The 11,813-nt window shown below is 62.1% G+C and carries 13 protein-coding genes; 9 read left to right on the top strand and 4 right to left on the bottom strand.

Translation table 11 applies throughout. The features are described 5' to 3' along the window. Positions 1 to 183 precede the first annotated feature (183 nt). Positions 184 to 675 (bottom strand): Lrp/AsnC family transcriptional regulator, encoded by a 492-nt coding sequence (locus RX327_RS16435; RefSeq protein ID WP_050386177.1) that lies wholly within the window; start codon positions 673 to 675, stop codon positions 184 to 186. A 142-nt stretch (positions 676 to 817) separates the two neighbouring features. On the opposite strand from RX327_RS16435, the gene RX327_RS16440 reads away from it, so the two are divergent. From RX327_RS16440 to RX327_RS16465, 6 genes are read left to right on the top strand one after another with little or no spacing between them, the layout of a single operon-like run. Then, positions 818 to 1,210: a RidA family protein gene (locus RX327_RS16440; RefSeq protein WP_050386286.1), complete on the top strand. Its 393-nt coding sequence runs from the start codon at positions 818 to 820 to the stop codon at positions 1,208 to 1,210. A 33-nt stretch (positions 1,211 to 1,243) separates the two neighbouring features. After that, a complete protein-coding gene (locus tag RX327_RS16445) occupies positions 1,244 to 2,629 on the top strand; it encodes an MFS transporter (RefSeq protein WP_050386176.1) in 1,386 nt (461 codons plus the stop codon). Continuing rightward, on the top strand, positions 2,626 to 3,429 hold the full coding sequence (locus RX327_RS16450; RefSeq protein ID WP_050386175.1) for a putative hydro-lyase: 804 nt from the start codon (positions 2,626 to 2,628) through the stop codon (positions 3,427 to 3,429). Before RX327_RS16445 ends, RX327_RS16450 begins: the two co-directional genes overlap by 4 nt. Before the next feature lie 28 nt (positions 3,430 to 3,457). After that, complete coding sequence (gene ggt, locus RX327_RS16455) at positions 3,458 to 5,044, top strand: gamma-glutamyltransferase (protein ID WP_050386285.1); 1,587 nt, start codon at positions 3,458 to 3,460, stop codon at positions 5,042 to 5,044. 8 nt (positions 5,045 to 5,052) lie between these two features. Further along, positions 5,053 to 6,306 (top strand): diaminopropionate ammonia-lyase, encoded by a 1,254-nt coding sequence (locus tag RX327_RS16460; RefSeq protein ID WP_050386174.1) that lies wholly within the window; start codon positions 5,053 to 5,055, stop codon positions 6,304 to 6,306. Beyond that, the gene (locus RX327_RS16465; RefSeq protein WP_050386173.1) at positions 6,303 to 7,520 is read left to right on the top strand and encodes a M20 family metallopeptidase; all 1,218 of its coding nucleotides are present in this window, start codon (positions 6,303 to 6,305) and stop codon (positions 7,518 to 7,520) included. The genes RX327_RS16460 and RX327_RS16465 overlap by 4 nt, the downstream gene beginning before the upstream one ends. Positions 7,521 to 7,603: 83 nt before the next feature. On the opposite strand, the gene RX327_RS16470 is transcribed toward RX327_RS16465, so the two are convergent. Next, positions 7,604 to 8,113 (bottom strand): ParB N-terminal domain-containing protein, encoded by a 510-nt coding sequence (locus RX327_RS16470; protein WP_317250846.1) that lies wholly within the window; start codon positions 8,111 to 8,113, stop codon positions 7,604 to 7,606. 284 nt (positions 8,114 to 8,397) lie between these two features. Here RX327_RS16470 and RX327_RS16475 point away from each other — a divergent pair, with 284 nt between their 5' ends. Both RX327_RS16475 and RX327_RS39280 read left to right on the top strand, forming a co-directional pair. After that, positions 8,398 to 8,958 carry an enoyl-CoA hydratase/isomerase family protein gene (locus tag RX327_RS16475; protein WP_410712165.1) on the top strand — a complete coding sequence of 187 codons (561 nt, stop codon included), beginning with the start codon at positions 8,398 to 8,400 and terminating at the stop codon, positions 8,956 to 8,958. Beyond that, positions 8,934 to 9,176: a TrbI/VirB10 family protein gene (locus RX327_RS39280; protein WP_410712191.1), complete on the top strand. Its 243-nt coding sequence runs from the start codon at positions 8,934 to 8,936 to the stop codon at positions 9,174 to 9,176. The genes RX327_RS16475 and RX327_RS39280 overlap by 25 nt, the downstream gene beginning before the upstream one ends. Before the next feature lie 290 nt (positions 9,177 to 9,466). Here RX327_RS39280 and RX327_RS16485 read toward each other — a convergent pair whose 3' ends face one another. Then, a complete protein-coding gene (locus RX327_RS16485) occupies positions 9,467 to 9,676 on the bottom strand; it encodes a hypothetical protein (RefSeq protein WP_050386169.1) in 210 nt (69 codons plus the stop codon). A gap of 171 nt (positions 9,677 to 9,847) precedes the next feature. Between RX327_RS16485 and dusA the strand changes: the two genes are divergently transcribed. After that, complete coding sequence (gene dusA / locus RX327_RS16490) at positions 9,848 to 10,807, top strand: tRNA dihydrouridine(20/20a) synthase DusA (protein ID WP_050386168.1); 960 nt, start codon at positions 9,848 to 9,850, stop codon at positions 10,805 to 10,807. A gap of 9 nt (positions 10,808 to 10,816) precedes the next feature. Here dusA and RX327_RS16495 read toward each other — a convergent pair whose 3' ends face one another. Next, positions 10,817 to 11,734 (bottom strand): LysR family transcriptional regulator, encoded by a 918-nt coding sequence (locus tag RX327_RS16495; protein WP_244482431.1) that lies wholly within the window; start codon positions 11,732 to 11,734, stop codon positions 10,817 to 10,819. Positions 11,735 to 11,813 lie beyond the last annotated feature (79 nt).

The raw sequence follows: 11,813 nt of genomic DNA on the forward strand, positions 1-11,813 counted from the left end.
TTGCTGTCGCTCGCTGTACGCTTCAGGAATTTACTTTTTCATCCCGTTGACCTTCGCTATGTACGCCGCGACGAGGTGGTCGCCGCAGCGCTCGCCCGCTGCCGGCTGGAAGCCGCGGCGCACGAAGGCCAATGCGTTGCCTGTGCCGCAGAGATGGATGAGAGCGGCAAGATTTCGCGATCCTTACTTCGGCAGGATCAAGGCCATCGACGCCTTCACCCGGTCCATCACGACCAGGGTTTTGAAGTGCTTGATATTGTGGTTTTCGAAGAACAGGCGCTTGGTCAACTGTTCGTATTCCTGCATGGACCCCACTGTTACGACGAGCACGAAGTCTGTTTCTCCCGTCACGTAGTAGCATTGCTGCACTTCCGGGGCCGAGGCGAAACTCCCCTTCGACGCCTCCAGCAAGTCAAGCCGCTCATTCTCGATCTGGACCTCCACCAGCACGGTAATTGGTTGACCAACTGACGCGGGGTTCAGGATGGCGACGTTACCCTGGATGACGCCGTGCTTTTCCAGACGGCTGATCCGTCGCTGCACCGCAGCCGCGGACAGGTTGACCATTTCTCCGATCGTCCGCTGTGGAGTTGCGTTGTTTCGCTGAAGAATCTCCAGGATCGCAAGATCCTGAGGATCAAGGTCATTCAAGCGAAGTTCTTGTGTCGGTGCCATGGCGCGCAACAAAATCACGGGATCCGGCCCCACTTAGAGGCCTTTTCTCGACAGAGCGCAATACTGTCACCTCCATGACAGTCGTCGATGCGGACGGCATTTGCGCCGGATCCGGGCCTGAGAGATTCCGAACGAGGTGATGATGAGCACGATTACGCGCCACACGGTGCCGGGGTTACCCCCGTCGATGTCGCCGAGCAGCCATGCGGTCGAGGCCGATGGATTTGTGTTCTTGACGGGTCAATTTGCGAGAAATCTCGATGAGCCCGGCTCGCCACTTCCTGAAGGTATCGCATCGCAGACGGAGCAGACCCTCAAGAACATGGAACGGGTACTGGGGAGCCTCGGCCTGAAGATCGAAAACGTGGTCAGCGTCCGCGCGTTTCTCACCAACTTCAAACGCGATTACGACGAGATGAACGAGGTCTACTCCCGGTTTTTTCACCCGGATCATCGACCGACGAGGACCTGCGTCGGCGTCACCGATCTCGTAAGGGACGCTCTGATCGAGATCGACTGCGTCGCAAGGCGATAGGTAAAACAACTACAAAATCCAGAAGGGGAGAAAATGCAGCAAGCCAGCTCGGTATCGGCACGCCTCGACCGCCTTCCGATCTCGAAGGTTCACAAGCGTATCGTCGCCCTCGTGGGTGGCGGCATGTTCTTTGACAACCTCGATATCTACATAGCCGGCGCAGTGCTGGGCGTGTTTCTCTCAACCGGCTTTTCCAGTCTCGACCTGAATGCGTACTTCGTGTCCGCGACGTTCCTGGGCATGTTTCTGGGAACGGTCGGGGCCGGCGTCGTCGCGGATTTGCTCGGTCGCCGGGTGACCTTCCAGTGGAATTTGGCGATCTTTGGTCTGGCCTCGCTCGCCGGTGCGGCGGCGCCCAACATGGAATGGGTCGTTTTTCTGCGGTTCCTTTGCGGCGTTGGCCTCGGTGCCGAGATCGTCCTGGGCTATGGGACGCTTGCCGAGTTCGTGCCGCCGCAGCAGCGGGGGCGCTGGGTTTCCACGCTCTCGATGATTTCCAGCATGGGGCTACTGGTGTCGACCCTGCTGAGCTGGGCGCTCATCCCGGTATTCGGTTGGCGCGTTATGTTCGCTGTCCCCGGCGTTGGAGCGCTGGTCATCTTATGGCTTCGAAAGGCGCTTCCCGAGTCTCCGCGCTGGCTGGAGGTCAAGGGGCGGTTCAGCGAAGCGGACCAGGTCGTTTCTGCTATCGAGCACGAGGCTCGCAGAGAGCACGGCGAACTAGACGCTCCGGAGTGGCGGCCTGCAGTTGCACCCGGGTCAATTTGGCAAAAGGCGTTCATTCGGCCTCTGGTCCTCGGAACGGTTTTACAGGTCATCATGTTCGCAGCCCTATATGGCCTCGTCTCGTGGATCCCGACTTTCCTTCTCAAGCAGGGCATCCCGATCAATCAGACCCTCGGCCAGTCCGCGCTCATGTCCCTCGGCGCGCCAACGGGAGCATTCGTCGCCCGGCTTTGGGTCGATCGTTTGGGTCGACGCGTCGCGATCATCGGCGGCTCTATCGGTGCGGCCGTCATGACAGTGCTGTTCGGCCAAGCCACTTCACAGGTCGCGGCCGTGGGCATCGGCTTCGCCACCTTCGCGTTGATCTACTTTCTTCTCGCGACGATCCAGGCGGTCTATTTGCCCGAGCTCTTCCCGACGTCGGTTCGTATGCGCTGCAACGCTGTCTGTGTTGGAATAGCAAGGCTTACGACGGCTGTGGTTCCCTTCGGCGTTGTCTATCTCTTCAACAACTGGGGCGTCGCTGCGGTGCTGTCCACGATCGGCGGGCTACTTTTCGTGCAGGCCGTTACCATGGCGTTGCTTGGACGTGAAACTGGCGGACGTTCGCTCGAACTCGCGACCAATACAATGGCTCGACCGATGTCGGATTACGCGCCCGTCGAGGTGCCTGCGACCAAGGCGGTGCCATGAACAGTCGGGCTCCTGATTTCGATACGCGCGACGTCACCTCGGTCCGTAAGGCGGTGCGCTCCGGTGCTTATGTCGGCTACACGGCCGGCTTCGCACCGGATCGCGTGCAGGCGAACATCTGCATTCTTCCTCGAAGCCATGCGGAAGATTTCCTTCTGTACTGCCAACGCAATCCGCAGCCATGTCCCCTGATTGCCCGGTCGGATATCGGCGATCCCTGTCTTCCCACCCTGGGGAAGGATATTGACATCCGCACCGATGTGCCGCGGTACCACGTCTTTCGCGATGGTCAACTCGCGGAAGAAGTGACCGACATATCCCGGCTCTGGCAGGATGACCTGGTGACCTTCGCTTTGGGTTGCTCCTTTTCGTTCGAGTACGCCTTGGTGGAAGCGGGAATTGCGCTCAGGTATCTCGAGCGTGGCGAAGTGGCTGGCGTCTATGAGACGACGGTAGATACGATGCCTGCCGGTGACTTCCGTGCGAAGCTGGTGGTCACGATGCGACCGTTCGCGGCCAGGGAGGCTATTCGTGCCATCCAGATAACGTCGCGCTTTCCGAACGTTCATGGTGCTCCCGTTCATATCGGCGATCCCGGCTTGATCGGAGTGGACCTGTCGAAGAGGTACAGGGAGGTAGGTTCGGGAGAGGTGCTTCCACACGAGATCCCGCTGTTCTGGGCCTGCGGACTCACCCCGCAGCTTGCGACCGCGAACGCAAAGCCGCCCTTGTGCATCACGCACGCGCCGTCCTCCATGCTCATTACAGACCTGCGTAATGCTGGCCTCGCTTCCTTTTAGGCGCCGCCAGTTCCGGAAGGGGGGAGGCATGAGAAACTTCGAGTCACCGGGGCGGTCGGAAGCCTTCGGCGTGAACGGCATGGCCGCTACTACGCACCCGCTTGCCACATTGACCGCGATCGATGTGCTGCGCGATGGCGGCAACGCCGTAGATGCAGCTGTAGCGGCGGGAGCGATGCTTGCCGTCGTCGAGCCGACCCAAACAGGTGTCGGGGGGGATTGCTTCGTCTTGTTGAAACGGGAAGGGCAGCCGGTCATCGCCCTTAACGGGTCCGGAGCTGCACCGGCTGCGGTAAGCCTCGGCAGTCTCGCGGAAGCCGGAATCAGAACGCTCGATCCCGAAAGCGTCCACACGGTTACTGTTCCGGGCGCTGTACGCTCCTGGGCGCGGCTCACGGAGGACCACGGAACGTTCGATCTGGCGCGTCTTCTCGCACCGGCCATCGCGGCTGCGGAAAACGGTTATCCGGTCACCGAGCGACTGTCCCGGGACTGGAGCAGGCAGGTGCCGAAGCTGTCGCGTCTCGCCGCGACGACCTCGGTCTTTCTTCCCGCCGGGGAAGCGCCGAAGCCAGGCCAGCTGCACATGCAGCCGGCGCTCGCTTGCGCCCTCAAGGACCTCGCCGCAAAGGGAGCGGACGTATTCTACGAAGGGTGGATCGCAGAAAGCATCGTGAAGGCGCTTCGTTCGCTGGGTGGTTTTCACACGCTTGAAGATTTTGCCGCGTTCAGGCCCCGATACGAGACGCCGATATCGACATCCTATCGTGGCTACGAGTTATGGGAATGCCCGCCTAACGGCTCGGGCGTTGCTGTTCTTGCCATGGCAAACCTACTCGACCGATATAACGTCGCGGACTTCGCTCCGGTATCGGTCGAACGCTACCATCTGCTATCCGAGATTGCCCGCATCGGCTATGCGGAGCGGGACGCCTTCGTCGGCGATCCCGATGCCGCACCAGTACCCGTCGAACGCATGAAGAGCTCGGCCCGTGCCGACATCCTTACCGGCCGGATATCGCAGAACTCGCGGCTGGTCGATGTCGTTCCGGTCGCGATGCCAGAACACAAGGACACGGTGTTTCTGTCCGTCGTCGACAAGGATCGCACCGCAGTCTCGTTCATCAACTCCATCTTCGACGATTTCGGCAGCGGCATCGTCGCCCCCGAGTGCGGGGTCCTCTTGCACAATCGCGGCTTCGGCTTTGTGCTCGAACCCGACCATCCGAATACGCTCGCGGGCGGCAGGCGTCCGATGCATACCATCCTGCCGGCCATGCTCACCCGCGACGGCGAGTGCGTGCTTTCCTTCGGCGTGACTGGTGGTCACTTTCAGCCGATTGGGCAGATCCAGATCCTGTCGAACCTGCTCGACTACAAGATGTCCGTGCAGGAAGCCATCGACCAACCGCGCATCTTTGCTCGCGGTGACGTGCTGGACGTCGAAGGAACCGTTCCGGCGCATGTTGTCGAAGGTCTTCGCGCTCTCGGGCACCGCCCGACGCCGGCCCCCAATCCACTTGGAACTGCCCAGGCGATCTGGATCGACCGGAAACGCGGGGTCCTAAGAGGCGGGGCAGATTCCCGTCGTGACGGCGTCGCACTAGGTTATTGAGAGACCAAATGTTCAAAATCCTCAGCGAAAACTTCTCCCTCCAACCCAACCCGAACCCCGTTCGTCAGGAAAAGTACGGCGACAGCGGGCGCGGCGATATCCTCAGCCTCGCAGCCCTCGATCAGGCGCGGAAGGAGATCACCACCTGGCCCGGCTATCGTCCCACCGAGTTGCGGCGTCTGAACGGGCTGGCGAGCGCCGCGGGCGTTCGCACGATCCTCTATAAGGATGAGGGCGCTCGCTTTGACCTCGGCAGCTTCAAGGCCCTGGGCGGAGCCTACGCGGTGGCCTCCTTCCTGCAGCGCGAAGTAGAGGCGCTCGCCGGCAAGCGCCCGAGCACGAAAGAGCTTGGGGCCGGATCGCTGAAAGACGTCACGACCGGCATGACGGTGACCTGTGCGACGGACGGAAATCACGGCCGGTCCGTGGCATGGGGCGCCCGCACTTTCGGGTGCCGGTGCGTGATCTTCGTGCACGCCACGGTGAGCCAGGGCCGCCGCGATGCGATCGCTGCCTACGGCGCTGAAGTACGCGTGGTCGACGGAACTTATGACGACGCCGTTCGCGAGGCTGCAGACACGGCAGCGCGAAACGGCTGGCAGGTGATCTCCGATACGTCTTACGAGGGATATACCGACATTCCCCGCTACGTCATGCAGGGGTACGGAGTGATGGTGGAGGAGGCCGTCGAGCAAATGCCGCGCGGTGCTTTTCCGACCCACGTCTTCGTGCAGGGCGGCGTTGGCGGCCTCGCTGCAGCCGTCTGCTCCTATCTTTGGGAGCGTTTCGGCGAGAAGTCGCCCTTGTTCTACGTGGCTGAGCCCGAGACGGCACGATGCCTCTACCTTAGCGCGGCGGCGGGGCGGCCGACTGCCGACCACGGCTCGCTGGACACGATCATGGCGGGTCTTGCCTGCGGCGAGGTCTCCCTTCTGGCCTGGTCGATCCTCGATGCGGGCGCCGACGGCTTCTTCTCGATCACCGACGCATCCGCGGCGGAAACGATGCGCCTGCTTGCGGACGGTCGGTACGGCGATCATCCGATCGTCGCCGGTGAGTCCGCCGTCGCGGGTTTGGCTGCAGCACTTCTGGCCGCAGGCGATGCCGACGCCCGACATGCCATCAAGTTGACGGAAGAGAGCGTGGTGCTGGTCATCGGCACGGAAGGTGCAACCGATCCCGCCGTCTACGAGCGAATCGTCGGGAAGGCGCCTGAGCGCGTCGTGGCTGGCTGGTCGACCAGGAAGGAATTAGTGCAATGACGTCGTCTGGCTGGAACGAGCTTATTTTGCGTGAGATCGACGAAGATCGCGAGGCTCTCGTCGATCTGTGCCGTCGGCTGGTCGCGGCTCCGAGCATGAATCCGCCGGGGCGGACGACGGAAGTAGCGGACGAATTGCAGGCGTTTCTCCGGGGGAGGGGCTTGGCAAGCGAGCGGATCGCTGTTGTCGACGACGCCGCGAACGTTCACCTGACGCTGAGCGGCTCGGCGGAAGGAAAGCATGTGGTCTTCAACGCCCACATGGACACGATGCAGCCGGGCGACGAGTCCGCGTGGAGCGTGCCGCGTCTCGAGTTAACGCGCAAGGACGGTCGTCTTTACGGCCTTGGCATGGGCAACCTGAAGGGCGGTCTCGCCGCGATGGCTCTCGCGACGACCGTGCTTGCGCGGCATCGTGATCAGCTTCCGGGGAGCTTGAGCTTCACGGCCGTTTGCGACGAGGTCATGTTCGGCGGACGCGGCACCGAGCATCTCCTTGCGGTTCGGCCGGATCTTGCCGGCGACTTTATGATCAGCGCAGAAGGTCCCGGTTTTATGGATTTCGCTGTCGCGGAGAAAGGCCTTCTCTGGGTGGATGTTGAGGCAACCGGACCGGGAGGGCATTCGTCCCGCGCGCTGCGCGGCGAAAGCGCCGTCGGCAAGCTCGCCAACTTCATGGCGCAGGTCGATACCTTCAACGACGTCTTTGCGACCTTGCCCGAGGAACTCAAAGGCGTGACCGGCGGAGAGGGAAATCTGGGGCTTCGGTTGTCGGCCAACGCGGGCGTAATCCAGGCTGGCGAAGTGCGTAGCCTGATCTCGCCGTCCGCGCTTGCCCGGTTTGATTTCAGACTTCCACCGGGCATCACTGCTGCAAGCGTCAAGCACCGCCTGCAGAAGATCGCCAGCACCGTTCCGGGAATCCGTCTATCGTATCCGAAGGAGTGGGATGCGAATTGGGAGGCGGCCGATAGCCCGTATGCAAAGAGCCTGATTCATGTGATTGCCAATGTGCGAGGAAAGACACCTCAGCTGGTCGTGCGGCTTCCAGGCAGCGATGCCCGTCACTGGCGGAACAAGGGTGTCCCGGCCGCATGTTTCGGACCACAGCCGACGTTGTCAGCTGGCGTTGACGACTATGCCAACGAGCAGGACGTTGTCGATTGCGCGAAAATCTATGCCCTTGCTGCGATTGATCTCATGAGTCTTCGCTGAGGAGGTGAATACTTCCTAGTCCAGGCCACGGCAATCGTCATGAAGATTCCGCTGACGGCGGATGCAGAATCGAAAGCGGTCGATCAATAACGGCCGCCGTCGCGCTTTTGCTGCGCGATCCACTCCGACAACGTCTTTTTCGGCGTCGGTCCTGAGGCCCGGCTTGGCGATGTTCTCGAGTTCTCGCCCGCGCCCCTTGCCGCGCGGGCTCGCTCCTTATCCGTCTTGTTCAAAGCAGTAATCGAACTTTCTGCAGCTTCCTTCTCGAGACGCAGCTTTTTCAATCGCGCCATCTTGTCGCGTTCTGCATCTGCTTCGGGTCCCTCGGACAAGAGCGTCCGTTGCTGAGCATCCTCCGCAGAGACCACGATTCCCACAATGGTCGTCTCGCCGAGCGCCTTGCAGGCCTCTAACCGATGCAGTCCCTCGACCAGAACGAGGCGGTCTCCGTCGAGCCGAACGGAGATGGGGGTCTGTTGTCCGATGTCGAGAATACTTCCAGCGATCTCCTCGACGACTTGAGGTTTGATTGCCTTCCTTCTTTTCACGGGAACGTAGATCTTCTCGATTGGGAAGCTTTCCGGTTTGGGCATAACGTCTACTCCGCTGTACAGGCCCGTCCGAAACGCATGCCGGGGAGGCGGGATTTTAGGAATGAAGCGCTCGGCTGCAATGGCAATATTAGCGCGCGCAGGATTGATCGGTGTGGGACCCGGGCGCATTCTGAGGGGTGCACCGCCAACGCGTGATTCTTCGGCGAGCGGTTGCGGTGAGGGTAGGCCATGCCTCTTGTTTCCAACCAGGATCGCGACGCGGTCCGTGTCATCACCTACGCTAACCCCCATTCGGCACCATGACGGCCGCCGGGGCGGCCGAGATGTTCGATGCGGTCGCCGCTGCAGGGATGGCCCCATCGGTGCGGGTCATTGTCATTACAGGGGGCCTACCCGGCATCTTCATCCGTCACTACGACGTTGGGGAACTCTCTGAGGCCGCGGATGCGATTGAGCGCGGAGCGCCTCGCGCCCCGCCGTCGCCTGGTCCTCGACCACCTGGTTTCCACGCGCTGACAGATGCGATTGCAGCGGTCGACAAGCCGGTCATTGCGGCTATCAATGGCCTGTGCATGGGAGGAGGCTTCGAGCTTTCGCTGGCCTGCGACCTGCGCATCGCCGGGAGCAGTGTCGCGGCGATCGGACTTCCGGAAACGCGCATCGGTATCTTTCCGGGTGGTGGCGGTACACAGCGTTTGCCCAGGATCGTTGGAGAGACCAAGGCGCTCGAGATGATCCTCTGTGGCCTGACAGTGACGGGACTGCGCGCGCACGAAATCGGAATTGTGCATGAGGTTGTCGCCGATCCGCTCGCCCTTTTGGCCAGAAGCGGGCGCTGGTCGTCTGGAGCCGGCTTATCCTGCCGAACGGCAATTCGATTGTGATCGAGAACCTCGCCGCAACCGACGTCGCAGGCTATGCCGGCCTCGAAGATGAGGTGGACTTCCATACCTGGCAACTGCTCAAGGGCGTGGCTCTAGCGACCCTGATTGGAGTAGCGAACGATGCGGCCCATGGGAATGACCTGTCGTGGATTCGTCTCGAAGTATTCAATGAGCTTGTCGAGCTCATCCTGCGTTGGCCGCCGGTCTCGCTCGTCTGATTTTTCCGACGAGACCCAAATGCTTCAACGCGAAGCGCGCGAGGGCGAACCTCCTCGGCAGAAACCTCAATTCCGTGGACGGCCGCGGCGTGCGTCGCGAGTGTCCTGATGAAAGCCATATCGATTGCGAGGGTCGCCGGCCTGGCGCCTTCCTTCGCTCGCTTGCGGCCATATTCAATAAGCCGTTCTCGGTCCAGCCGAGGTATCTTGGTGCATCCGAGCTCCTCCTTGAGCGCCTTCAGTACCGCCGCTTTGGATCGGCGTGGTGGGCGGCCGACGTCGCGCATGTCTTAAATGTGCAGATCAATGATGTCGCCGAAGGTCTTCGCTTTCACGGCAGCGCGCGGTTTGGGTGACCCGCTACGATCAATATTGCGCTCCACGTCGAGCGCCCATTCCTCGCCGTCCTTGCGGCGGCGAAAGGTCTCTGCCACATAACGGTTCTTGCGGCGAACTTGGACCCGCCAGTTTCCCGACGGCACCTGAGTAAAGGTGGCCATGGTCGTGTGCTTTTCCCAAACGGTGTGCGATACGTGTGCGTCGAGAGGTCAAAACGGGTACAAACGTGTGCAAATTCGGCAAGTTTGGCGGGTACTCGTTCTTGTTACATCCCATTGAGAGCTTAAGGTAAATCATTGGAAGCGCAAGACTATCGCTTTTCTGTGGCACCCATGATGGACTGGACCGACCGGCATTGCCGGGTCTTCCATCGGCTGATGTCGCGGCGTGCGCGGCTTTATACTGAGATGCTGACGACCGGCGCCATCATCCATGGCGACCGGGCGCGGCTGCTCGGCTTCGACGCCAGCGAGCATCCGGTGGCGCTGCAGCTCGGCGGTTCCAATCCGCGCGATCTGGCGACCGCTGCAGAGATCGGCGAGCAGTTCGGTTATGACGAGATCAACCTCAATGTCGGCTGTCCGTCCGATCGCGTAAAGGATGGCCGCTTCGGCGCCTGCCTCATGGCAGAGCCCGCGCTGGTCGCCGAAGGCGTTGCGGCGATGAAGCGCGCGGTGCGGATTCCCGTCACGGTGAAATGCCGGATCGGCATCGACGACCAGGATCCGGAAGTCGCGCTCGATACGCTGGCCCGCGGGGTGGTTGCCGCGGGCGCGGACGTGCTCGTCGTGCACGCGCGCAAGGCCTGGCTCAACGGACTGTCGCCGAAAGAGAACCGCGACATCCCGCCGCTCGACTACGATCGGGTCTATCGCCTCAAGGCGGCGTTGCCGGATGTGCCCATCATCATCAACGGCGGCATCACCAGCCTTGCGGAGGCAGAGCAGCATCTGGCGCATGTCGATGGCGTGATGCTGGGGCGGGCGGCCTATCAGGAGCCGTGGCGGCTGCTCACCGTCGATTCCGAGCTGTTCGGCGAGACTGCGCCGCACGCGACGATGAAGGACGTGTTCGCGGCGATGCTGCCCTATATCGAGCGGCAGCTTGCCGAAGGCACGCGGCTGCATTCGATCACGCGGCATTTCGTCGGTGCCTTCCATGGCGTCCCCGGTGCGCGTGCGTTCCGCAGGCACCTTGCGGAGAACGGCGTTCGGCCGGGTGCTGACATCTGCGTGCTGCACGAGGCGATCGCACGCGTTGACGATCGCGCGCCGGCGGCGGTCGCGGCCTGAGGGCGCTCGTTACGGCTTGCGCTGACGCCGCGTGACGTCCTGTGCGACCTTCAGGAAATTGAACAGATGCGACATCCGGTTGTCGCGCCGGTAGTTCAGCGACAGGGCAGTGCCTGGATTGTGTCCTTCATAGGCGCGGTAGGCGACGCCGGGCCGCTCCGCCTCCGAGACCGATTTCGGCACCAGCGCGATGCCGACGCCGACCGACACCAGGCTGATCGCGGTCTGGTAGTCTTGGGCCAGCACCTGCGATTTCGGAATGAAGCCTTCTTCGAGGCAGATGTTGAGGATGTGGTCGGCGAAGCTCGGGCGCGGCTTGCGCGGGTAGAGGACGAACGTCTCGGCCTTCAGCGCCGCCAGCCGCGGGACCCTTTGATCGAGCAAGGGCGAAGTGTCGGAGAGCGCGAGGATCAGCGGCTCCTGTAGCAGCGGCTCCGACTTCAGCTCCTCGTCGTCGAGCGAGGGGCGGGCGATGGCGATATCGATCTCGCGCTGGATCACCGCGCGCTTCTGCTCGGCGTTGTTCATCGCCGACAGCGCGAGCTCGACGTCAGGATAGGCCGACCGAAACGCCTGGATCACGCTCGGTAGCACGCCATAGGTCGCCGAGCCGACGAAGGCGACGCGCAGGTGTCCGGAAAAGCCTTCGCCGATCCGCTTGATCTCGCGGTGCGTCCGGTCGAGCCGCTCCAGCACGTCGCGCGCACGTTCCAACAGAACGCTGCCAGCCTGGGTCAGCCGGATCTGGCTGCGGCTCCGGTCGATCAGCATGACGCCGAGATCGCTCTCGAGTTGCGCAATCTGCCGGCTGAGCGGCGGCTGCGCGATCGCAAGCCGCGATGCGGCGCGGCCGAAATGCAATTCCTCGGCGACGGCGACGAAATAGACCAATCGCCTGAGATCCATGACATCGTCGCGATCGGTCACGGCTAGCCGAACGTCTGCTCGCGCGCTTCCGGGGAAGCTGCGGAAAAATCCTGCCGGGTTTGATATCGCGTGGTCATGT

The organism is Bradyrhizobium sp. BEA-2-5, assembly GCF_032918025.1.
Taxonomy (GTDB): domain Bacteria; phylum Pseudomonadota; class Alphaproteobacteria; order Rhizobiales; family Xanthobacteraceae; genus Bradyrhizobium; species Bradyrhizobium pachyrhizi.